Below are 21,670 nucleotides of genomic sequence, written 5' to 3'. Positions count from 1 at the left end.
AGGAAGGGCCCGGCCTTCCAGACAGTCTGAAAAACCGAGGCGGCCCGGCGCAAGATGCGCTTGGGCCGTTTCGCTTGAAGGGACCCGACAGAGATCATGACCGACATGAGTGCATCGCAAACGAAACGCTACGCGACCGCAGGCGACTATGTGCAGCTGCTGAAGCCGCGCATCATGATGCTGGTTGTGTTCACCGCGATTGCGGGTCTGATCGCTGCCGTCGGCGTTACCGGTGTGCCGATCAACCCGGTCATGGCAGCGATAGCGACACTGGCCATTGCGCTCGGATCGGGCGCGGCTGGCGCGATCAATATGTGGTACGATGCCGATATCGACCAGATCATGACGCGTACATCGACAAGGCCAGTTCCATCGGGCGCTGTGCCAAAGGAGGAGGCCCTCGCCATGGGCCTTATTATGAGCGGCGTATCGGTTCTGCTCATGTGGCTCGCCTCTAATTGGTTGGCCGCTGCGCTCCTGGCATTCTCGATATTCTACTACGGGGTCATCTACACGATGTGGCTCAAACGTTCGACGCCTCAGAACATCGTCATTGGCGGCGGCGCGGGCGCGTTTCCGCCTGTAATCGGATGGGCGGCGGTCACAGGCAACACACCTGTCGACGCGTGGATACTGTTCGCGATTATCTTCTTCTGGACGCCGCCGCACTTCTGGGCGCTCAGCTTGTTGGCACATGGCGAGTATGAGAAGGCCGGTGTTCCCATGTTGCCTGTAACGCATGGCGCAAAAGCAACGCGAAACCAGATACTGCTTTACACGATCTTGCTCGTGCCGCTCGCATTGCTTCCGGTTGCAACCGGTCTTGGCGGGTGGATTTATGGCTTGGTTACGTTGGCTCTGGGGCTCGTCTTCCTGGGTTACGCAGTCCGTGTTTGGCGCTCGAGGGCGGGCGACGCCGGAGCTAGCGCTGCCGACATGAAACTCGCGCGCAGCATGTTCTTCTTTTCCATCCTGTACTTGTTCCTCGTCTTCGCGGCCCTGATTGTTGAGCATGCCGCAGGTTTGCACTTCCCTGTAGGAGGGGCCTGATTTGTCTGACGAAAAAGAGAAATATGCCGGTGAATTCACCGACGCCTACACGCCGGAAGAGGCGGAATTGCGCGCCCGCAAAAGCCGGAATCTCTGGTTAGGTTTGGCACTTGCAGGCTTTGTGATTCTCGTGGGCGTTGTCACTTTTATCCGCTTGTCGTCATCCGATTTGAGCCAGAGTGGCTTTTATTATTCAGTCGATGACAAAGGTGAGCGCATCAATGATCTGCCCGAGGGCATGACGCCGGATCAGGCGGCACCCCCACCAAATCTGACACCAATCGACGAAACGCGACCGGAAGAGGGCGAACCATGAAGCTGTCGAACACGAAGGTAGCACTTGTTTCGCTGGGCGTTTTCACAGGCATGCTCGGGCTCGGTTTCGCAGCGGACCCGCTGTACGACACCTTCTGCAAGGTGACGGGCTTTGGGGGCACGACACGCATTGCCACGGCGGCCCCGGAGAAGATGGTCGAACAGGAAGTGATGGTGCGTTTCGACGCCAATGTCGCTGATACGCCGCTGATCTTCCATCCGCTACAGACAACGCAGACATTGAAGCTTGGCCAGCATGGCTTGGCCTTTTATGAGGTTTCCAATCCAACAGATGAGGAAATCCGTGTTATTGCGAGCTATAATGTGACGCCGCACTATGCGGGTCTCTACTTCAACAAGCTTGAGTGTTTCTGCTTTGAAGAACGGGTCGTTGCACCTGGCGAAACGAAGAAACTGCCGATCGTCTATTTCGTTTCTGCAGACATGCTTGAGGACCGGGTGGCTAAATCCCTGGAGACGATCACGCTCAGCTACACGTTTTTTGACAGTTCCAGCTATTCGGGCGAGAAAAAAGCCGCCCAGAAGGGTGCGGCGAATTCAGCCAATGCCGGCTGATGCAGTTGCACATACAGGCCGGAGCGGTCTAAAGAGCGCTCTGATTCATGTGATTTTTTAGAGGGGTCAAAAGGGCCATGGCTCACGACGAAGTCAAACACGATTTCCATCTCGTCAATCCGTCTCCCTGGCCACTGCTGGGGTCATTGTCGGTAGTCGTTACCGCGCTCGGTGGTGTTACCTATATGAAAGGCCTGTTTGGCCTCGAAGCCGGAACCTGGTGGCTGCTGGCAGTAGGCTTGGCGATGGTCATGTGGGTAATGTTCGGCTGGTGGCGCGAAGTCATCAAGGAAGGCGGCATTGGCGACCACACGCCTGTCGTTCAGATCGGCCTGCGTTACGGCATGATCCTGTTTATCGCGTCTGAGGTGATGTTCTTTGTCGGCTGGTTCTGGAGCTTCTTCGAATTCGCCATCTTTGAAAGTGCGCGTGTCGGTGAGACATGGGATTCGGCCAACGCGCTATACGCCGACGGCCTGTCGCGGTTTGCAGATTGGCCACCAGTTGGCGTCGAGACCTTTGACCCGTTCCACCTGCCGCTGATCAACACGCTGATCCTTTTGCTGTCGGGGACGACGGTCACTTGGGCGCACCACGCGCTGCAGCACAATGACCGTGCCGGCGCCAAGCTTGGCCTCGTCTTTACGGTGCTGCTCGGCATGGTGTTCACCCTGCTGCAGGCCTACGAGTACAGCCATGCGGCCTTCACCTTTGACGGCACGCTTTATGGCTCCGCCTTCTTCATGGCGACCGGCTTCCATGGCGCGCACGTCGTGATCGGTACGATCTTCCTCGCAGTCTGCTTGATCCGTCTGTTGATGGGCGGCATGAGCGCAGAGAAGCATCTCGGTTTCGAATTTGCGGCTTGGTACTGGCACTTCGTTGACGTGGTCTGGCTGTTCCTGTTTGCCTTCGTTTATGTCGTGCCATTCCTAGTTTATGGCGGATAGATCGCCACCGGCCATCGTAGCTTAATTAACAGGCCCGCCGGCGCACAGCCTGGCGGGCCTTTTTTCAGGACCTTTCGGACACGCCAATGCGCTTTCGCCCCTATCCCGTTTTGACCCTGTTTACAGTGGTATCGCTTGCGATCCTCGTCATGCTGGGGAACTGGCAATATGATCGGTTCAGCGCGAAGATGACATTGGATGAAACAGAGCCAAACTGGGTGAGCCTGGAAGGTCGGGTCGTGCCGGGCAGTGAAGCCATGGTCTATGCCTATGCCGACGGTGCATCGTCGTGGCGACGCGTCGTGGCGATTGATGAAGGCGAACGGGTCGTCTTCACGACTATCGAACTTCTCTATCAGGTCGAGCCGCCAACGCCCTGTCAGGGGCCCGAATGCGGGACCAATCTGAATTTCTCGGCGCGAGGGATCTACAAGACACCCGGCAGCCGCAATGCCTTCGCGAGCCCCGACGCGCCGGAGGCAGGTGTTTTCTACGCCTACAGTATTGATGATCTCGCAGATCTTTTGCCGGGGGATGTCGCCGAGCGCGTGGTGCCGGAAGCATTCGAGCCCCAGTCGTTGCGGCTGGTTGAAAATAGTCGCGCAATGGCTGGGCCAAATCCGTTTGCGCGATTGCGCATGGATGATGACCTGCCGCCACAGCGGCATTTCGGATATGCGATCACATGGTGGGGGCTCGCCATGGCGCTGTTGGGTGTGTATCTGGCCTTCCATTATCAAAAGGGTCGGTTGCGGCTTCGCAGAAGGGACGGGGAATGAAGTATATTTCCACACGAGGGCAGTCTGAGCCCGTTGATTTCATCGGAGCGTGCCTGGCCGGGCTTGCGCCGGATGGTGGCCTCTACATTCCTGAATCCTACCCCTCCATCGAGCCAGCCAAACCCGGAGAACCCTATTCCCGGGTCGCCGCGCGGGTCATTTCGGCCTTTGCGGGCGATACGCTGACGCAGGAAGAGGTGCTGGGCCTGTGCGAACGCGCTTATGCGACCTTTGCTCACCAATCGGTGACACCGCTAACCCAATCAGGTCCGACCAGCTGGCTCCTGGAGCTACATCACGGCCCGACCCTCGCCTTCAAGGACGTCGCTATGCAGCTGATTGGTCAGCTGTATGATCTTGTACTCGGCAAGACGGGACGGCGCATGACGATCATGTGCGCGACCTCTGGCGATACAGGAGGCGCGGCCGCGGCTGCGTTTGCAGGTGCCAAGCATGCCGATCTCGTGATCTTGCACCCATTTGAGCGTGTCTCTCCCATCCAGCGTCTGTTCATGACGACAACCGGTGCGGACAATGTTCTCAACCTCGCCCTCGATACCGACTTTGACGAGTGCCAGACGATTGTGAAATCGCTCTTCGCAGATCGCGATTTTGTTGATCGTGTAAGCCTGTCGGGCGTGAACTCGATCAACTGGGCGCGAATTGCAGCCCAGATGGTGTATTACGCCACGTCTCAAGCTGCCCTTGCAGGTCAGCAACTCCGCTTTGTTGTCCCAAGTGGAAATATGGGTGACGCCTTGGCTGGATACGTAGCAGCGCGTTGCGGACTGTTGCCGGGCGGGTTGGATATTGTTTGCGCGGTGAACGAGAACGACGCCTTGCTGCGACTGTTCAATTCGGGTGTCATGTCAAAGCGTCAGACCGTAGCGACGCCAAGCCCGGCCATGGACATTTCCATTCCGTCCAATTTCGAGCGGATCCTGTTCGAGCTGTCGGGTCGCGACAGCGATGCGGTGCGCGGCGTCTATGAGCGGTTCAAACAGGCGGGTGAAGCGGAGTTGCCCGAGACAGCCAAGGGCCGACTGGGCTGTTCAGGCATTCGAGTGCAAAGTGTCAGCAATGCAGACACGATGGAGGAGATGCGCCAGTTCGAATCCGATACAAGCTGGCTGATCTGTCCTCACACCGCCGTCGGCACGCGCGTCGCCCGCCTCGCACCCAATTCGGACGTCGCCACGGTTGTCCTTGCCACGGCATCACCCGCCAAGTTCCCGGAAACGGTACTTGAAGCGACAGGGCGCGAGGCGAGATTGCCAGATTTTGCCACAGGCGTGATGTCCAATGAAGAAATGTTCGAACGGGCAGAGCCGACCCTCGGTGCTGTGCGCTCGCGCGTGGAACGATTGGCCGACTAGGTCATGGCCGCGCACCGCAAGGATACGGTCATTGTTTCAAAGCGCCTGGTCATTGAGCCTGCGCGCAAGAAGGATTTTGAGGATTGGTCCAGCCTTCGCAAGCGTAGCCGAAAGCACCTGCAACCCTGGGAGCCGACGTGGCCAAAGGATGCAAACTCCCGCGCAGATTGGGCGCGTCGGTTGCAAGCGTGGAAGCATGGGTGGAAATCCGGTCGCGCTTACGTGTTCATGATACGGCGATTGAAGGACGGAAAACTTGTCGGTGGGGTATCCTTGACCAATGTCCGTGGTTGGCCCGCCAACAGCGCCAGCCTTGGTTACTGGCTTGGACAAGATCATCAGGGGCAGGGACTGATGCAGGAAGGCGTAGGCGCTGTCTGCGACTGGGCATTCCGGGAATTACATCTTTATCGCGTCGAGGCCGGAATTCTGGCATCAAACCTGCGTTCCCGCAAAGTCTTGGAATCAAACGGCTTTCGGGAAGAGGGACATGCTAAAGAATATCTCGAGATCGCGGGCGTACGCCGCGACCATGTCCTTTTCGCACTCGTCAGGCCCAGTGCTTCGCGATAGGTTGCACGAGATGATGTCAGATCAGTCGACCCAGCCTCAAGGTAGTTGGCACTGGAATGCTGCCAGCAGGCATCTCCTAATCGAGGCGCCAAAGGGTAGCGATCATTCCGATCTGGCCGGTCAATGGTCGATCGACGCCATTGAGCAGATGTTCGAGGGGCTCAGCCGAGGGCGATTGGCGCAGGCATTCAGTATATCTGAGGGACCTGTTCGTTGCGATTTGAGACTGTCCAGCGGGGCAGACATTCATCTGGTGGGTGCTTTCATCAGTGAAGAAGACGCGCACGGCATGCTGTTGGCCGGGAACGAGTTTGCGGAGATTGATCCGTCGGACTTGCAGCCGGGTCCCGATCTCTACCCGGTTTTTCAGCCAATTATCTCGCTTGGCAGTGGACATATCGCCGGTTTTGAAGCGCTTGCCCGCTGGGACGATGGCGAAGTTCGTAATCCACCGAGCCGGTACGAGGATGAAGCCCTCGCGTCCAACATGTTGATACGCTCTGCCGAGACGCTTTCAAAATTACGGGAGTCTTCCGGCAGATCCGATCTCTTCATGCACGTGAATTTGACGGCACGGGATTTGTCGCGCAGTACGTTGCCAGCGCTCGTGGAGGCGCTGATGCAAGGATACGACTTGCCTGAAAAGGCGATCCGCATCGAACTGACGGAACAAGCTGCGCTCCGCGACGAAAGCCACGCGCTTGCGGCTGTCATGGCCTTGAAGGCCGTGGGTGCGGGATTGGTGCTGGATGATTTTGGGACTGGTCATTCTTCTTTCGCCTGGTTGGCAGATTTTCCAGCCGATAGTCTGAAGGTAGACCATGGCCTCACGCGCCGTCTGGGTCAGCACCGCACCGACACGATACTGGGCACGCTGACCTTGCTGGCGGCGCGACTGGACATGACGACAACGGCGGAAGGCGTCGAGCACAAGGACGATGCCGCAAAGCTGCGCAGTCTGGGCTTTGACTACGCTCAAGGCTTTGCTTTCGCCCGTCCGATGGAGGAAGCCGCAGCGATCGCCTTTCTGAACAATTGATCAGGCGTTTCCAGGCAGTATCTGTAATCGACCGCTGTCTATACCCAGATGGCCAAGTGCGGCTTCCCATTTGGCCTCGTGGCTCTCGCCGAATACCAGTTCCGTATCGGGTTCGCCAATCAACCAAGCATTTTCGGCCAATTCGTATTCAAGCTGACCAGCGCCCCAGCCCGAATAACCCAGTGCGAGAACTGAGCGCTTTGGCGCGTCCCGAGTTCCTATGGCGTGCAGGATGTCGCGGGTTGCCGTCATGCAGAAAGTACCGTCGATCTCGAGTGTGGCACCCTCACTGATGACATCATCAGTATGAAGAACAAATCCGCGATCACTGCTCACCGGGCCGCCATCGAGCACCAGATCTTCCGATACGTCTATCTCCACTGGGACATCGAGCTGTTCCAGCAATTGCGGCAAGGTCAGGCCGGCCATTGGTTTGTTGAGTACAATTCCCATGGCGAATTCGGGAGAGTGGGCGCAGATAAGAATAATTGAGCGCGCGAAACGCGGATCGCCGATACCGGGGAGGGCGATAAGCAGTTTGCCTGTGAGGTCGGCGTCCATCTGGTGACCCTTTCGAAGATGATGCTGGGCGAATTGTATCGCTTTGGCAAGGTGTGGCGCGCTTGCCGTGAGGCCGTTCGCGTCCTATCTGGGCAACACAGCATCAAGGAGACCAGCTGATGAGCATCAAAGTCGGAGACAAGCTTCCCGAAGCCACATTCATGGAAATGACGGCAGACGGCCCTCAGCCTCGCACAACCGAACAGGTGTTTGGTGGCAAGACCATCGCCCTGTTTGCGGTACCTGGCGCGTACACGCCAACCTGTTCCGCACGCCACTTGCCGGGCTTCGTCGACAAGTCCGGAGATTTGAAATCCAAGGGCGTGGACGAAATCGTGTGTACCTCGGTGAATGATGTATTCGTCATGGGTGCCTGGGGTAAGGATGCCGGTGCAGGAGAGACCGTGCGCATGCTGGCTGATGGCAACGGTGCATTTGCCAAGGCGCTTGGCCTGGAAATGGATGCAAGCGGCTTTGGTATGGGTCAGCGTTCGCAGCGCTATTCCATGATCGTGAAAGATGGTGCGGTTGCCGAACTCAACGTGGAAGATGGCGGTGAGTTTAAGGTTTCCAGCGCCGACTACATGCTGAACCAGCTCTAAATCAGACAAGGTTTCTTAAGCAACTTATGAGAAGAACGGCGCGTCTGGTGGGGCTGGGCGCGCCGTTTTTCGTCAAATATTTATTGAAAAACGGAAAACCTCTCCCACATTAATTCTGAGTAACAGAAGGAGAGGAATACATGGATCCGTTTTTTGCTGTGGTCGTTTTGGTGGCCGTCGTAGGCCTGATTGGCCTGACATCTGCGTTCAAGTTCGTGCCTCAAGGCTACAATTACACGGTTGAGCGGTTTGGACGCTACACCCGCACACTCAATCCGGGCATGTCGATCATCACACCTTTCCTAGAGCGGGTGGGCCGGAAGATGAACATGATGGAAACCGTGCTCGATGTGCCGCAGCAGGAAGTCATAACCAAGGACAATGCAATGGTGTCGTGTGATGCGGTTGTGTTCATCCAGGTAGTTGATGCAGTGGCTGCTGCGTATGAGGTCAATAATCTTAACCATGCCATCACGAACCTCTCCCTCACCAACATTCGTACAGTTGTCGGCTCAATGGATCTTGATGAAGTCTTGTCCAACCGGGATGACATCAATGCGCGCCTTCTGACTGTCATTGATGCAGCTACCAATCCGTGGGGCGTGAAGGTTACTCGAATTGAGATAGCCGATCTGAGCCCGCCAGCCGATATTACCGAAGCCATGGCGCGCCAGATGAAGGCCGAGCGCCTGAAGCGGGCGGAAATCCTGACCGCTGAAGGCGATAAGCAGTCGGCTATCCTGAAGGCCGAAGGCCAGAAGCAGGCCCAAATTCTTGAAGCCGAGGGGCGCCGGGAGGCTGCCTTCCGCGATGCCGAAGCTCGCGAGCGCGAGGCTGAAGCCGAAGCCAAGGCCACAGCCATGGTGTCCGAAGCAATTGCGCGGGGCGACGTCAATGCGGTGAACTACTTCCTTGGCCAGGCTTATGTCGAAGCGTTCGCGAAACTGGCGGAGTCGGATCAACAGCGAACGGTAATCATCCCGGCGGAGTTCTCGAGCCTCATCGGAACGCTTGAGGGCATCAAGGGGCTGACCGGTAACAAGGGAGATTGATCTAATGGAACAAATCTTCTCTGAACTCACATTCTGGCACTGGCTGGCGCTTGGGCTGATCCTTTTCGGGATCGAGATGATGAGCGGGACGTTCGATTTGCTCATGGTTTCCATCGCCGCTTGGCTGACGGCTGCTTTCACCTATTTTGCCCCAAACTCATTGTCGGCCTGGCAGGGTCAGATGATCGTATTCGGCATGGCTGCAACTGTGCTGGTCATCCTTGGACGCACGGTGCTATCCGGGATCCGAAAAACGTCGCCTGAGCATCCGACGCTTAATCGACGCATGGCTTCCCTAGTCGGCCAGCGGGGGCTTGCGATGGGTGATTTCATTTCCGGAACCGGGCAGGTCCGGATCGGCGATACCGTGTGGCGGGCCGAAGCGGTGGAGGGCGAATTGGTGCGAACCGGCGACACCGTAGTGGTCGAAGGAGCCAAGATGACGACCGCGATTGTGCGTCGCGTAATATCATAGTCGATAGCTGAAAACAAAACGGAAAAGGCCAGCTCAATCGAGCTGGCCTTTTTTAATTCAATTGGGGTCTCGAATGATCAGGAAGCGGACGTCGAAATTCCGTATGCCGATGGGCCGGAAGATGCGACAGGCTTGGATTCGTTGGCTGCCGCCGCTGCTTTAGGTGAGGTGTCCTTCAGCGGATCATCCGCATGTTTGACCTGACCTTCGAAAACGGCGTTCGACTGGATTTGGAGCGACGAATGGACGATGTCGCCTTTGACGTGCGCACCGGTTTCGAGTTCAACCTTACGCGCTCGGATCGAGCCTTTGATGCGCCCTTTGACGCGTACAACTTCGGCTTTCACTTCACCGGTTATGTGACCGCTGGCGCCAATCGTAATGTCTGTCGCGGCGACATCACCATCGACAGTGCCGTCGATCTGGAGGGCGCCTTCGGAAGAGACAGACCCATTGATCTTCATGTCGGCGCAGATGATAGAAGCTGCACGGGCGGCAGGCTTGGAAGACGCGCCGCGGATCGCGTCCTGCGCGGGCGCCGTCTTCATGGGTTCTGGTGGGGTAGGGGTGTCATTGGATTTGCTATTCTTCGTGAACATGACGGCCTGCTTTCAAAAACTTTACTGGATCATATGCTTTACCGTTGAAAAACACCTCAAAGTGAAGGTGATATCCGGTACTTCTTCCGGTCGTGCCCATCTTCCCCACGAGATCGCCCACTTCGACCGTATCGCCCTTTGATACAGTAATCGAGCGGAGGTGACCATAGCGCGACTTGAAGCCGTATCCATGATCCACTTCGACCACGCGTCCATACCCTGACCGTGCGCCTGCGAAGCTGACGGTGCCCGGCCCGGACGCCACGATCGGCGCCCCACCATAGGCAGCGACATCAATTCCGTTATGCCAACGCGGTCTCTTGATGAAAGGATCTACCCGGATGCCATAAGGGCTGGTGTACCGGAAGGGCACGCCAACCGGGGCACCAAGGGGCAGGCTTTCAACAATCTGTTCGTAATACTGCATCTCGGCGACGCGAGCCTGAGTCTCGGTCAGTCGGTTGTAGAAGCTGGCGTCCTGCGCCGACAGCGTCTCGCCGCCAGCCGTCAGGTTTGCCATCGAGACAAGCGGACCGCCCATCTCTGCGCTTTCCATGATGCGGTCGCTGCCAATCGTGGTCAGCTGGATCACGCTGCGCGCGCGTTCAGCGCGCTCAATGGCGAGGTCTTCCGCCTCGTCGAGCATGCGTTCCTGATTGTATTTTAGGTTCTTGACGCTGACGCGATTGCCTCGCGTGTCGAGTGTGGCCGTCATGCGGAAACTGTCACGAGACTGACGGTCGTCGGCTTCTTCGATAGACGCCTGAACCAACAGGTCGGCCCCATCGCCTGTAAGGGCCGAAACATCGAGCGTTTCATCGCCCTTCAGCTGCTCAAACAAATCCTCGAGCGCTTTCTGGCGGTCTTCCCATTCGGCTGTTTCACGTTGAAAGGCATCTGTGCGCTCTTCCAATAGTGACCGCGACAGCGCATCCTTGGCGCGAAGCTCCTGGACCCAGCGCTCATACTTGGCGAGTTCGCGATCATCAGAGCTGCCGGTAAGCGTGCCCGTAGAACCGCCAAGGGCGAAGGTGCCTGTCAGGAAAATTGTCCAACCAGCAAGCGCCGTGGCGCCGAGAGCGCAAATTGCCTGCTGCCATGGAGAAATGGAAATGTAACGGACGGTGCCGCCACTCCGATGATATATTTGTCGTTCTGGAAATGCGCGATCGAACGTCGCCTTGAGGTTCGCACTCCATTTCGCCATTAACGCCACCCGTCGACTGGAATCACACACCGCCTACTGCAATCACACCTACAGCAAGTTCCCAAACCCGTAGAAATATAAATACCGAAATCACTAAGGGACGGAACCCCTTGCGAGCATAATTCCTGAAAATATTCCCCTATTTGGGTAAATCTCTCGTTAATACTCGTTTTTGGGGGCTTAAACCTTGTCCTTGCTCGGTTTTGTTCAGGCCGGCAGGTGGCTCAATACGTCCTCTGCGTGGCCTTTCACCCGGACTTTTTTCCAAGATTTAATGATTGAGCCGTCCGGTCCGATCAGAAAGGTTTGTCGGGCAATGCCCATATAGGTCCTGCCGTACATGTTTTTCTCCACCCAGGTGCCGTACATCTCCGTGGTCTCGCCCGACTCATCGCTGGCAAGAATCACTTTGAGATCGTGCTTGGCCGAGAACTTTTCGTGTTTGGAAAGCGGATCGCGCGAAACGCCGACGATTTTGGCATTGCGGTCCGCGAATGCGTCGATCAACGCAGAAAAGTCTTTCGCTTCGTTCGTGCAACCGGGTGTGTCGTCCTTGGGGTAGAAGTAAAGAACCAGATAGCTGCCCGAGAAGTCCTCGAGTTTGATCTGCCCGGTCGTGGAGGGCATCGAGAAATCCGGAGCCTTTTCACCGTCTTGCAGTACTTTCGCCATGTATTCCTCCTATGGTGCGGTCAGCTTGGTGTGCATATATCGCCATAGAACGCAATTTTTAGACGTAGATTTTCGGAGTCCCTGATTTGGTCCGCCAGAGAGCCTCACTTGTAATTCTTGAAATACTCGGCGGACTTATCCTGGTTGTTCTGGTTCTGGCGGGGTTGCTCGTCTTCCGTTTGTCCAGTGGGCCGATCGAATTGGAGATGTTCCGAGACGATATCGAGCAGGGCCTGACCAATTCGCGCAATGGCAGACCGGTAACTGTCGGCGATGTGTTTCTGGAATGGTCGTCGGAAGACAAGCGCGTTCTTGTCACCGGAAATGACATCAAGATGCTGGATGGTGAAGGTAATGTGGCTGCGGAGGCCGAGCGTGCCCGCATCGTGCTGTCCAGCTCTGCGCTCGTAATGGGTGATGTGGAGGTCCTTGGGCTCGATCTGGTTGATGGTTGGATCAATGTTGCTCAAGCAGACGACGGTATCTGGTATATTGCGGGCGATCCGCTGCCCGAGATTCCGGTCGGTGAGATGCCACAAAATCCGAGCGAATGGCTCGAACGGATAGATGCCGTACTTCCCCAAATTCTTGTGGTGCTACAAGAAGAGAAGGCTGACGTCAGTCTCGAGCGTTTGTCCTACGAGGACTTTGAAATGCGCGTTTTCGGCACTGACAAGTCGCCTCTGTTTACACTGACGGACTCCAAAGGGCTGCTCTCCGTCACGCAAGACGGAGTAGATTTGTCTATGTCCGGCAGTGGTGTAGGGGCCGGTTTGCCGGCTGGGTTGGCGCTGGACATTGATACGAGCGATTTCGGTAGCCGTATGCAAGCCTCTCTTGCTGTCGCTCAATGGTCGCTTGCAGATCTTGCGGCGCGGCTGGGTACCGACAGCGAGTTCCTGTCCGGTGTGCCAGCAGACATTACCGTCAAGTTTGACACATCTAGCGCGGCGGGCGTCGAGAAAATCGTTGTGGAGGCCAGCCTTGCTGAAGGCAAACTGCCGTTCGGAGAGAGCGGCATGAATGTGACGGATCTCGATCTGGAGATGACCTATGCGGCGACGGGTGATGAATTGCTCATCTCGGGGAATTCGCTGCGATTTGGCCCATTCGCTGGTTCAGCGGATTTAACTCTCCAAAACGCGCTGAAAGGGACCGGACCACGCCCGTTCAAACTGCGAAGCAATGCCGCGACACTCGATTTCACACCATCTTTTGCAGAGCCACTTGGTTTGCGCGATCTCCGCGCTGACGGCGAAGTAGATTTTCCGGATCGCAGCTTAAAAGATACCCGGATTTCGTTCGTATCCAATGACGCACAGTTCCAGTTCATCACTGATATCGCGATGACCCCAGATCGTGAGAAGAATGAACCTCCGATCATCGGAACCATCGAACTGGAAACTGAGGGAACAGTCACGAAGGACACCGTGCTTGCCTTTTGGCCCGTGTCGCTGGGAACGGGAGCGCGATCCTTTACGGCCAAACGGATCAGCAACACGGACGTAGATAATCTGCGCGCGCAGATGACGCTTCAACGCGATAGTTTCGCGGAAGGCTATCTGAGGGATGAAGACCTGAACCTTACCTTCGATATCAACTCGGCGGACGTTAAGTTTCTCGATGACTTGCCCGCTGCCCGGAATGCCGTCGGCAAGGGGCGCCTGACGGGCAACAGTTTCAGGGTAACTGTTGACCAGGGCGACTATGGTGGTTGGGACATTGACGAGGCCCTCGTTGACTTTCCAGCCTTCAATCCGAAAGGGGAGGATTTCCGCGTATTTGCAAAGGGGCATGGCCCTGCAGCAAACGTTATCACGACGTTGAACGAATCCAGGCTTGATCTTGGCTTTGATGAAGAGCGTTTGAGTGGCGATGCCGAGGCGACATTCGAATTGTTCCGGCCGGCACTCGACAATGTCCCGGACGAAGCGGTTCGCTACACGGCAATCGGTCGGCTGACCAATGGTGGCCTCAAGCGCGCCGCGCTCGGCCTGAATCTTGAAAACGCTACGGCCGACATCAAGGTCGACCAAGACGGTCTGACCATTACCGGCTTGGGTGATCTTGGTCCGTCACCTGTCCAGTTCAGCTGGCGCGACGGTTTCAAGGATGGTGAGGCTCCGTCGGCGCTGTCGGCACAGGCTGTCATCACGCCGGACGTGCTAAATCGGTTCGGCCTTCCGGGGAGGGCGTACTTGACTGGCGAAGTACCCACAGAAGTCCAGGCGACCGTTGAGGGTGAGGATGTGTCGGTTGCGAACGTCGTGATGGATCTGACCAATGCCCGTCTTGACCTGTCCGAAATCGGCTGGGTGAAGACTGCAGGCAAGGAGGGGAAGGTCACCGTCCTGTACGAGCGTGCCGAGGAGGGCTTTTCCTCTGACGTACTCTTTACCAGCGAAGAAGCCTATCTGGATGGAAAGTTTACACTGGGGGGAGATTCCCGGTTGGTCTCGGCGGATCTGAGACGGGCGTTTCTCGCAGACACCGCAGACGTGAACGGACAGATCTCGCGAGGACCGAATGGCAATCTGCAAGTTGCCTTGACCGGCAGCTATCTTGACCTGTCCGGAGCCGTACCTGGCATCGGCGCGCTGGGCGACGCGAATGATAGCAATGGTACGCCGCTGAGCGTTAGTGCTGACGTCGACACACTTACCCTTGGCGCTGGCCTTTATGTGCGGAACGCAGACGTTACGTGGCGGTCAACAGTGAACGGTATGCAGAAGCTCTCGGCGACCGGAAATACGGATGACGGATCAGCCTTCAATATCGATCTGGATGGCTCGTCTCCGGAGGGTACGGCGATCAAAGTGGTCAGCAGCGACGCTGGCTTTATTGCCAGCGCGTTTCTCGATCTCGACTTCATCGAAGGGGGGAGGCTGGACATAGATGGCACGCTTGCGCGTGACGGAGCGCCGTCTAGTTTCAACATTGTGGTGACGGATGGGCGATTGCACAATGCTCCGTTCCTCACTCAAATTCTCTCTCTGGCCTCTCTTCGCGGACTTGCGGATACGCTGGGAGGTGACGGTGTTCTATTCTCGCGGATCGACATTCCATTGACCGTAGCGGGGGACCGTTACGTGGTCACTGGCGGGAAAGCGCAGGGCCCGGCGCTCGGTCTGACAGTAAACGGCTATCTTGGCGCCGACAGCGAGATCAGTGTCGATGGCGTACTGGTACCAAGTTTTGGCATGAATTCAGCCCTCGGCGGTATTCCGATCATCGGGGATCTTGTGGTGGGCCGGGATGGCGAGGGTATTTTCTCGCTGACCTATAGCGTTCGTGGCAGCCTCGAAAAGGCGAACGTGTCGGTCAATCCTCTGTCCGCTCTCGCCCCGGGTGTCATCCGACGGATTTTCGAAAACCCGTCGGATACGGATATTCCGGAGGCTCAAGCTCGACCAGAAGATGAGCCTATCCCGTCCGAGCTTCCGCCGATCCCCGAAGAGGAATTCTAGATTGCTTTGACCAGCGCATGGCGCTTCTTGCCGGCGGATAATTTGATTGTCCCCTCTACAAGGTCGTCCGCTGACAGCGATGCATTCTGATCGGATACCGGAGAGTCATTCACCTTTGCTGCACCCTGCTTGATCAAGCGGCGCGCAGCACCATTCGATTCTGTGAGACCGGCTGCCGTGAATGCTGCGGCAACAAGCATACCGCCATCAAGTTCAGATGTTGCGATTTCAACGGTCGGCAGGGCGTCAGCTTGTCCGCCGGCAGCAAATACAGCGGATGCGGCGGCTTCAGACTCTTTTGCGGCAGCTTCGCCATGCAACAGCTTCGTGGCTTCGTTGGCCAGAACGACCTTCGCCGTATTGATCTCCGCGCCCTTGAGCGCTTCAAGGCGGGCAATCTCATCGAGCGGTAGCTCTGTGAACAGGCGCATGAAACGTCCGACATCGGCATCTTCTGTATTGCGCCAGAATTGCCAGTACTCGTAGGGGCTCTTGCGGTCCGCGTTCAGCCAGACTGCACCATCTGCGGTTTTGCCCATCTTGCCGCCGGACGCGGTTGTGATGAGGTGAGCCGTAATGCCAAATGCGTCGCCACTGGCGGCCTTGTGAACGAGGTCCACGCCACCAACGATATTGCCCCATTGGTCCGATCCACCAATCTGCATCCGGCAGTCCAGCCGCCGGTAGAGTTCGAGGAAGTCGTAGGATTGCATGAGGAGATAATTGAATTCGAGGAAGGTGTAGGGCTGCTCTGCCGTAAGGCGGCGCGCGACCGTATCCTGTTTCACCATTGTATTGATGGTGAAGTGCACGCCAACCTCGCGCAGCATTTCAAGGTAGCCAAGCTTGCCGAGCCAGTCGTCATTGTTGACCATGATCGCATCGGTCGGTCCATCGCCAAACGTCAGGAAGGGTTGAAACGCCTTCTTGATACCCTCCATGTTGGCCGCGATCTGTTCATCGGTCAGAAGCGGGCGGGACTTTTCCTTGTCGGTCGGGTCGCCCACCTTGGTTGTGCCGCCGCCCATCAGCACGATGGGTTTACCGCCACTTTTCTGAAGATGGCGTAGCATCATGATCTGAAGCAAGGAGCCCACATGCAGGCTGTCGGCGGTAGCATCAAAGCCGATATAGCCGGTCGGAATTCCCTTGGCGCAATAGGCGTCAACCTCGCCCGGATGGGTGACCTGTTTCAGGTAACCGCGCTCGGACAGGGTTTTCAGGAATTCCGACTTGTATTCGCTCATTTTCTCGTGTCTCCGTGAAGCTGCCGCGCGTAACATGGAAAATCGATATCTTGAACTCTGTGAGTGAAAAATCTGAACCGTATTGGGTCGCCGGTTTCATGTCGGGGACGTCTCTGGATGCGGTCGATGCAGCGCTGATCCTGACCGATGGCGAAAAGGTTCTGGAATTCGGAGCGACCGCGGAACGCAAATACGCACCTGAAGAGCGCGCCGCACTGCAGCGCGCCACCGATGCTGCACGCGAGTGGAATTGGGTAGGCCCTCAGCCGGACGGTGTCTTCAATGACGCACGTTCAGTTGTGACCCGCACCCACCTTGAGACATGGAAGCAGTTGCTCTCGACATGGGTGGGGCCTGCGCCCCGTCTTGCGGGTGTCCACGGTCAGACCGTGTTGCATCGTGCACCCAAAGGAGACGAGACCGGGGCGACACTCCAACTGATCGACGGTCCTGCCCTGCAGGCTGCGCTCGGAGTTGCGCTCGCTTACGACTTTCGGTCCGATGATGTGGCTGCAGGAGGACAGGGCGCACCACTTGCGCCTGTGTATCACGCCGCACTGCTAGAGCGCCTCGGCGACGACGCTGCATGCGTTCTCAATCTTGGCGGTGTTGCGAACATTACCGGTCGTATGGGTAATGGCTCTTTGGTGGCATTTGACACTGGCCCAGCGAACGGGCCGATCGATGAATGGGTTGAGGGGCATGGCCTGGGGACACATGATGAGGGCGGTCGCTTGGCCGGGGCTGGCCGCGTGCATGATGGCCTGCTCGTTCAGCTTCTGGATCATGATTGGTTTGACCAACCGCCGCCAAAATCTTTGGACCGATACGACTTCAACGCCAGTATGGTGCGCGGTCTATCCGTTGAGGATGGTGCGGCTACGCTGACAGAGTTTACGGCGTGCGCCGTTGTGACTGGTCTTTCCCAGCTGCCGGAATATCCAGCGCGCCTGATCGTGTGCGGTGGCGGCAGGCACAATCCCGTCCTTATGGCTGCATTGGCGCGCGCGGCGGGGTGCGAAGTGCAGTCGGCAGAGGCGGTTGGTTGGCGGGGGGATTCGATCGAAGCGGAGGCATTTGCCTTCCTGGCGGCGCGAACTGCGCGCGGATTGCCGATCAGTTGGCCATCGACCCCGATGCGGGGCGGGAAGCTGATTTTCTAGTCTTCCTCGGCTTCGAGGCGGAGCTTTTCTTCTGCGGCGGCAAGGCGCTGTAGCAGGTAATCTTCACAGAGCCCGATCAACTCGTCGCGTTTGTCCTGATAGAAGTGGTTCGCACCTTTTACCGTCGTGCGGTCGATCTGTTCGCCCTTCTGGACGCGCACCTTGGTCAGCGCACGCTCCACATCTTCAGGCGATGAGATCGAATCGGAATCGCCGGACACAATCAGGCCGGATGCCGGGCACGGCGCCAGGAAGGAAAGGTCATAATGATTGGCCGGGGGAGAGATGGCGAGGAAGCCGTCAATCTCCGGGCGGCGCATCAGCAGCTGTAGCGTGATCCATGCCCCGAAGCTGTAGCCGGCACACCAGACAAAGCGCGGGCTCTCTGCGAGGTTCTCAACATAGTCCAGAACGAAGGCAGCGTCTTCAAGTTCACCAATGCCCTGATCATATTGACCCTGGCTGCGGCCTACACCGCGCGAGTTGTAGCGCAGCACGCCGAAGCCATGACGCTCGAACATCTGATAAAGCATGATGGAGATAGGATCCTGCATCGTGCCGCCCGCTTTCGGGTGAGGATGGAGGATTAGCGCAATCGGCGCGCCGGGAAGCGGCGGCTCGGTGTAACGCGCTTCGATACGGCCCTGAGGGCCCGGAATGATGAGTTCTGCCATGTCATACTCGCTGGTCACGGGGGAAGGGCGCGGTCATAAGCCATTTGAGCTGTGAAAAGCAAATTTTTCTACACCTGCAAAAACGCGCGGAAGTTAGTATATCCCCCACATGATATATGCAGATCATAATGCAACCTCGCCTTTGAGGCCTGAAGCCCGCCAGGCCATGCTTGATGTCTGGGACATGGGCGCGACCAATCCGTCGTCCGTCCATACGTCCGGAAGGGCGGCGCGTGGCGTATTGGAGCGGGCCCGCTTGGCCATTGGGGGGGCGATCGGAAGCCGCGCGGAAGACATCATCCTGACAGGGGGCGGCACCGAAGCTGACAATCTGGCAATCCATGGCGTTGCAGTAGCGCTGGATGGAAATTGCACCTTCCTGGTTTCAGCGATTGAGCATGAGGCCGTCACCAAGGCTGCCGCGCATTCCGGGGCCAAGGTTCAGACGGCCTATGTGACCCCGGACGGAACCTTGGACCTGGACCAGCTGCAGGCTCAGGTGGCGGGTTGGGACCGCGACAAGTCCAGCACGCCTGTGCTCTGCCTGATGCTCGCCAATAATGAGACCGGCGTGATCCAGCCCGTGGCAGAAGCGGCCCGAATCGTGCGCGAGGCTGGTGGGCTTACGATTTGCGATGCAGTACAGGGGCTCGGCAAGCTCCCGGTCAATGTCGGCCTGCTGGGCGTCGATTATCTTAGCCTGTCGGCCCACAAGATTGGTGGGCCACAAGGCGCAGGTGCTCTCTGGCATCGGGCCGGGGCCCCTTTAAAGGCCGTTACGCATGGTGGCGGGCAGGAACGTGGCCTGCGGTCCGGTACAGAGAATGTGGCAGCGCAAGCCGGGTTTGGTGCAGCGGTGGAAGCCGCCGTGAGAGATTTGCCGAAATATGCTATGCTAGCTAAATATCGCGATGATATGGAAACACGTCTCGAACAGGAGGCGGGCGTGAAGATCATGGGCAAAGCCGCCGAGCGGCTGGCCGGGACATCGAATTTCGCCAAGTCTGGCTTTGCGGCGGAAACGCAGGTCATGGCGATGGATCTGGCGGGTGTGTGCATTTCTGCCGGGTCTGCGTGTTCGTCTGGCAAGGTGAAACGTTCGCTCGTATTGCTGGCGATGGGCGCATCTGACGCCCTTGCGAAATCCGCAATCCGCACCAGCTTTGGATGGAACAGTACGCCGGAAGATTTTACCGGTGTGGCAGATGCCTGGCTCGACGCAGCCCGGCGGACGGTATTGAAGGAAATGGCCTGATGGATTGCTGCGGCGGCATCGACGAACACGAAGACGACTGCACCGACGTGAAGGTGAAGGACAGCATTGACCAGAGCACAGTCGACGCCGCGAAGGCGCTCGAGTCGGAGAATTACTCCGCGGGGTTTGTCACAGACATCGAAATGGACATGGCGCCAAAAGGCCTGTCCGAAGATACGATCCGCTTCATTTCGGCCAAGAAGGAAGAGCCGGAATGGCTGCTCGAATGGCGCCTGGCGGCTTACAAGCGCTGGCTGACCATGGAAGAGCCAACTTGGGCGATGGTCAATTATCCGACCATCAATTATCAGGATTACTACTACTACGCTGCCCCCAAATCCGGCGCGAAGTATGAGTCGATTGACGACGTTCCGAAGGAAATTCTCGAAACCTACGAGAAGCTGGGCATCCCATTGCGCGAAGCTGAAGTTCTGCTCGGCGTCGAAGGCGCAGCAGAAACCGCAGCCACCGCGCGCGAAACGCCCCGCGTGGCCGTCGATGCGGTGTTTGATTCTGTTTCAGTTGCCACGACCTTCCGCAAGGAACTGGAAAAGGCCGGCGTGATCTTCATGTCGATTTCCGAGGCGGTTCACGAATATCCAAATCTTGTGAAGAAGTATCTCGGCACTGTCGTGCCCCAGTCGGACAATTTCTTTGCGACGCTGAATAGCGCCGTCTTTTCTGACGGGACATTTGTTTATGTGCCCAAGGGCGTGCGCTGCCCGATGGAGCTGTCGACCTATTTCCGCATGAACGCCGAGAATACCGGCCAGTTCGAGCGCACGCTCATCATCGCGGATGAGGGCGCCTACGTTTCTTATCTCGAAGGGTGCACCGCGCCGATGCGCGACGAGAACCAGCTTCACGCTGCCGTGGTTGAATTGGTCGCGCTGGAAGATGCTGAGATCAAATATTCAACGGTACAGAACTGGTGGCCGGGCGACGAGAACGGCAAGGGCGGTATCTACAATTTCGTGACGAAGCGCGGCGATTGCCGGGGTGATCGTTCCAAAATCAGTTGGACGCAGGTCGAGACTGGCTCTGCCGTGACTTGGAAATATCCGAGCTGCATCCTGCGCGGCGATGACAGCGTTGGCGAGTTCTACTCGATCGCCGTCACCAATGGCCGTCAGCAGGCCGATACCGGCACGAAGATGATTCATCTGGGCAAGCGTACGCGCAGCAGGATCATCTCCAAGGGCATCTCGGCCGGCAAGTCGAACAATACCTATCGCGGCCTCGTCTCGATCAACCGCAAGGCCGACAACGCGCGCAACTTCACCCAGTGCGACAGTTTGCTGATCGGGGATCGCTGCGGCGCGCACACTGTGCCCTACGTCGAGAACCGCCGGGCTGATGCCCAACTGGAGCACGAAGCGACGACGACCAAACTGTCGGACGACCAGATGTTCTATGTCCGCCAGCGTGGCATCGGGGAAGAAGAAGCGGTTGCGCTCCTGGTGAACGGTTTTGTCCGCGAAGTGCTGCAGGAATTGCCAATGGAGTTTGCGGTCGAGGCCCAGAGCCTGCTCAAGGTGAGCCTGGAGGGCAGCGTTGGCTGATCCGGACGCATTCGGAGACTGGCTCAATGCCTATGCACGGGTGCAGGAGGGCGGAGATGTCGCGCTTCTCAAGTCCCTGTTGAGTGAAGACGCAAAATTGTTCGAAACGCCGTTCAACGCTCCGATAACCGGCGTAGAGAAGATCGTTGCTGTATTCGCCGAGAATTGGTCGCGGATCGTGGACGTGTCGTTCAAGGTGGAAAAAATTGCGGATAACTGGGCCCACTGGACGGCCGGGGGACTGATTGAGGCCCTGGATGAACCGTACCGCACTGACGGTGTTCTCAAGGCCGACCTGAACGCCGCAGGTCTATGCACGTCACTGACGCTCTGGACCGAAACCCTTTCGGTCCGCGAATCTGACATGCTGTCCCAGCGTGACGCCTGAGAAACCCGAGGCCAGGTGCGGCAAAACCGAAGAATCGGACCGCCAGACCTGTTTCAAGCGGTTATACGGGCCATTTCCTGCATCCGGG

General features: G+C 57.5%; 22 protein-coding genes. 16 read left to right on the top strand and 6 right to left on the bottom strand.

Annotated features, from left to right (window positions below; all coding sequences use genetic code 11):
• Nucleotides 1-96: 96 nt before the first annotated feature.
• From L53_RS11880 to L53_RS11845, 8 genes are all read left to right on the top strand, one after another.
• Nucleotides 97-1,050, top strand: a complete 954-nt coding sequence (locus L53_RS11880) for a heme o synthase (protein WP_034815611.1) — start codon at nt 97-99, stop codon at nt 1,048-1,050.
• A 1-nt stretch (nt 1,051) separates the two neighbouring features.
• Nucleotides 1,052-1,366 (top strand): hypothetical protein, encoded by a 315-nt coding sequence (locus L53_RS11875; RefSeq protein WP_034815610.1) that lies wholly within the window; start codon nt 1,052-1,054, stop codon nt 1,364-1,366.
• Nucleotides 1,363-1,941 carry a cytochrome c oxidase assembly protein gene (locus L53_RS11870; protein WP_034815607.1) on the top strand — a complete coding sequence of 193 codons (579 nt, stop codon included), beginning with the start codon at nt 1,363-1,365 and terminating at the stop codon, nt 1,939-1,941. The genes L53_RS11875 and L53_RS11870 overlap by 4 nt, the downstream gene beginning before the upstream one ends.
• 77 nt (nt 1,942-2,018) lie before the next feature.
• Nucleotides 2,019-2,891 carry a cytochrome c oxidase subunit 3 gene (locus L53_RS11865; RefSeq protein WP_034815604.1) on the top strand — a complete coding sequence of 291 codons (873 nt, stop codon included), beginning with the start codon at nt 2,019-2,021 and terminating at the stop codon, nt 2,889-2,891.
• 86 nt (nt 2,892-2,977) lie between these two features.
• Entirely contained in the window at nt 2,978-3,670 is a 693-nt protein-coding gene (locus tag L53_RS11860) for an SURF1 family cytochrome oxidase biogenesis protein (protein ID WP_034815601.1), read from the top strand.
• On the top strand, nt 3,667-5,046 hold the full coding sequence (gene thrC / locus L53_RS11855; protein WP_034815599.1) for a threonine synthase: 1,380 nt from the start codon (nt 3,667-3,669) through the stop codon (nt 5,044-5,046). The genes L53_RS11860 and thrC overlap by 4 nt, the downstream gene beginning before the upstream one ends.
• Nucleotides 5,047-5,049: 3 nt before the next feature.
• Nucleotides 5,050-5,619, top strand: a complete 570-nt coding sequence (locus L53_RS11850) for a GNAT family N-acetyltransferase (protein ID WP_034815597.1) — start codon at nt 5,050-5,052, stop codon at nt 5,617-5,619.
• Between the two features lie 10 nt (nt 5,620-5,629).
• Nucleotides 5,630-6,658: an EAL domain-containing protein gene (locus L53_RS11845; RefSeq protein ID WP_034815595.1), complete on the top strand. Its 1,029-nt coding sequence runs from the start codon at nt 5,630-5,632 to the stop codon at nt 6,656-6,658.
• Here the strand turns inward: L53_RS11845 and L53_RS11840 are convergent, their stop codons facing one another.
• Nucleotides 6,659-7,219, bottom strand: a complete 561-nt coding sequence (locus L53_RS11840) for a YqgE/AlgH family protein (protein ID WP_034815592.1) — start codon at nt 7,217-7,219, stop codon at nt 6,659-6,661.
• 119 nt (nt 7,220-7,338) lie between these two features.
• On the opposite strand from L53_RS11840, the gene L53_RS11835 reads away from it, so the two are divergent.
• The 3 genes from L53_RS11835 (at nt 7,339) to L53_RS11825 (ending at nt 9,348) form a co-directional block, all read left to right on the top strand.
• Nucleotides 7,339-7,821, top strand: a complete 483-nt coding sequence (locus tag L53_RS11835; RefSeq protein ID WP_034815591.1) for a peroxiredoxin — start codon at nt 7,339-7,341, stop codon at nt 7,819-7,821.
• Between the two features lie 140 nt (nt 7,822-7,961).
• Entirely contained in the window at nt 7,962-8,873 is a 912-nt protein-coding gene (locus L53_RS11830) for an SPFH domain-containing protein (protein ID WP_034815589.1), read from the top strand.
• A gap of 4 nt (nt 8,874-8,877) precedes the next feature.
• The gene (locus L53_RS11825) at nt 8,878-9,348 is read left to right on the top strand and encodes an NfeD family protein (protein WP_034815586.1); all 471 of its coding nucleotides are present in this window, start codon (nt 8,878-8,880) and stop codon (nt 9,346-9,348) included.
• 77 nt (nt 9,349-9,425) lie between these two features.
• Here the strand turns inward: L53_RS11825 and L53_RS11820 are convergent, their stop codons facing one another.
• The 3 genes from L53_RS11820 to L53_RS11810 form a co-directional block, all read right to left on the bottom strand.
• Entirely contained in the window at nt 9,426-9,947 is a 522-nt protein-coding gene (locus L53_RS11820) for a polymer-forming cytoskeletal protein (RefSeq protein WP_034815584.1), read from the bottom strand.
• The gene (locus L53_RS11815) at nt 9,931-11,154 is read right to left on the bottom strand and encodes a peptidoglycan DD-metalloendopeptidase family protein (protein ID WP_034815582.1); all 1,224 of its coding nucleotides are present in this window, start codon (nt 11,152-11,154) and stop codon (nt 9,931-9,933) included. Before L53_RS11815 ends, L53_RS11820 begins: the two co-directional genes overlap by 17 nt.
• Nucleotides 11,155-11,361: 207 nt before the next feature.
• Nucleotides 11,362-11,826: a peroxiredoxin gene (locus L53_RS11810; RefSeq protein ID WP_034815580.1), complete on the bottom strand. Its 465-nt coding sequence runs from the start codon at nt 11,824-11,826 to the stop codon at nt 11,362-11,364.
• Nucleotides 11,827-11,912: 86 nt separating this feature from the next.
• Here L53_RS11810 and L53_RS11805 point away from each other — a divergent pair, with 86 nt between their 5' ends.
• Nucleotides 11,913-15,293, top strand: coding sequence for a DUF3971 domain-containing protein (locus L53_RS11805; protein WP_034815579.1), 3,381 nt, complete (start codon nt 11,913-11,915; stop codon nt 15,291-15,293).
• Here L53_RS11805 and tyrS read toward each other — a convergent pair.
• Nucleotides 15,290-16,540: a tyrosine--tRNA ligase gene (gene tyrS, locus L53_RS11800; protein WP_034815578.1), complete on the bottom strand. Its 1,251-nt coding sequence runs from the start codon at nt 16,538-16,540 to the stop codon at nt 15,290-15,292. The genes L53_RS11805 and tyrS overlap by 4 nt on opposite strands.
• Before the next feature lie 59 nt (nt 16,541-16,599).
• Here tyrS and L53_RS11795 point away from each other — a divergent pair, with 59 nt between their 5' ends.
• Entirely contained in the window at nt 16,600-17,703 is a 1,104-nt protein-coding gene (locus tag L53_RS11795; protein WP_233347793.1) for an anhydro-N-acetylmuramic acid kinase, read from the top strand.
• Here the strand turns inward: L53_RS11795 and L53_RS11790 are convergent.
• A complete protein-coding gene (locus L53_RS11790) occupies nt 17,700-18,377 on the bottom strand; it encodes an alpha/beta hydrolase (RefSeq protein WP_034815576.1) in 678 nt (225 codons plus the stop codon). The two genes, L53_RS11795 and L53_RS11790, sit on opposite strands and share 4 nt — an antisense overlap.
• A 109-nt stretch (nt 18,378-18,486) precedes the next feature.
• Between L53_RS11790 and L53_RS11785 the strand changes: the two genes are divergently transcribed.
• From L53_RS11785 to L53_RS11775, 3 genes are read left to right on the top strand one after another with little or no spacing between them, the layout of a single operon-like run.
• A complete protein-coding gene (locus L53_RS11785; RefSeq protein WP_034815572.1) occupies nt 18,487-19,632 on the top strand; it encodes a cysteine desulfurase family protein in 1,146 nt (381 codons plus the stop codon).
• A complete protein-coding gene (gene sufB / locus L53_RS11780) occupies nt 19,632-21,194 on the top strand; it encodes a Fe-S cluster assembly protein SufB (protein ID WP_198019804.1) in 1,563 nt (520 codons plus the stop codon). Before L53_RS11785 ends, sufB begins: the two co-directional genes overlap by 1 nt.
• The gene (locus L53_RS11775; RefSeq protein ID WP_034815570.1) at nt 21,187-21,582 is read left to right on the top strand and encodes a nuclear transport factor 2 family protein; all 396 of its coding nucleotides are present in this window, start codon (nt 21,187-21,189) and stop codon (nt 21,580-21,582) included. Before sufB ends, L53_RS11775 begins: the two co-directional genes overlap by 8 nt.
• Nucleotides 21,583-21,670 lie beyond the last annotated feature (88 nt).

The organism is Hyphomonas sp. L-53-1-40, from assembly GCF_000682775.1.
Lineage (GTDB): Bacteria > Pseudomonadota > Alphaproteobacteria > Caulobacterales > Hyphomonadaceae > Hyphomonas.
This window is presented reverse-complemented; position numbering and strand designations above follow the sequence as displayed.

Excerpts from the sequence above, each read along its gene's own strand:
- thrC (WP_034815599.1), top strand. The coding sequence starts at position 3,667 with ATGAAGTATATTTCCACACGAGGGCAGTCTGAGCCCGTTGATTTCATC.
- L53_RS11870 (WP_034815607.1), top strand. The coding sequence starts at position 1,363 with ATGAAGCTGTCGAACACGAAGGTAGCACTTGTTTCGCTGGGCGTTTTC.
- L53_RS11785 (WP_034815572.1), top strand. The coding sequence starts at position 18,487 with ATGATATATGCAGATCATAATGCAACCTCGCCTTTGAGGCCTGAAGCC.
- L53_RS11840 (WP_034815592.1), bottom strand. The coding sequence starts at position 7,219 with ATGGACGCCGACCTCACAGGCAAACTGCTTATCGCCCTCCCCGGTATC.
- L53_RS11835 (WP_034815591.1), top strand. The coding sequence starts at position 7,339 with ATGAGCATCAAAGTCGGAGACAAGCTTCCCGAAGCCACATTCATGGAA.
- tyrS (WP_034815578.1), bottom strand. The coding sequence starts at position 16,540 with ATGAGCGAATACAAGTCGGAATTCCTGAAAACCCTGTCCGAGCGCGGT.
- L53_RS11845 (WP_034815595.1), top strand. The coding sequence starts at position 5,630 with ATGATGTCAGATCAGTCGACCCAGCCTCAAGGTAGTTGGCACTGGAAT.
- L53_RS11880 (WP_034815611.1), top strand. The coding sequence starts at position 97 with ATGACCGACATGAGTGCATCGCAAACGAAACGCTACGCGACCGCAGGC.
- L53_RS11825 (WP_034815586.1), top strand. The coding sequence starts at position 8,878 with ATGGAACAAATCTTCTCTGAACTCACATTCTGGCACTGGCTGGCGCTT.
- L53_RS11865 (WP_034815604.1), top strand. The coding sequence starts at position 2,019 with ATGGCTCACGACGAAGTCAAACACGATTTCCATCTCGTCAATCCGTCT.
- L53_RS11810 (WP_034815580.1), bottom strand. The coding sequence starts at position 11,826 with ATGGCGAAAGTACTGCAAGACGGTGAAAAGGCTCCGGATTTCTCGATG.
- L53_RS11850 (WP_034815597.1), top strand. The coding sequence starts at position 5,050 with ATGGCCGCGCACCGCAAGGATACGGTCATTGTTTCAAAGCGCCTGGTC.
- L53_RS11830 (WP_034815589.1), top strand. The coding sequence starts at position 7,962 with ATGGATCCGTTTTTTGCTGTGGTCGTTTTGGTGGCCGTCGTAGGCCTG.
- L53_RS11815 (WP_034815582.1), bottom strand. The coding sequence starts at position 11,154 with ATGGCGAAATGGAGTGCGAACCTCAAGGCGACGTTCGATCGCGCATTT.
- sufB (WP_198019804.1), top strand. The coding sequence starts at position 19,632 with ATGGATTGCTGCGGCGGCATCGACGAACACGAAGACGACTGCACCGAC.
- L53_RS11860 (WP_034815601.1), top strand. The coding sequence starts at position 2,978 with ATGCGCTTTCGCCCCTATCCCGTTTTGACCCTGTTTACAGTGGTATCG.
- L53_RS11790 (WP_034815576.1), bottom strand. The coding sequence starts at position 18,377 with ATGGCAGAACTCATCATTCCGGGCCCTCAGGGCCGTATCGAAGCGCGT.
- L53_RS11820 (WP_034815584.1), bottom strand. The coding sequence starts at position 9,947 with ATGTTCACGAAGAATAGCAAATCCAATGACACCCCTACCCCACCAGAA.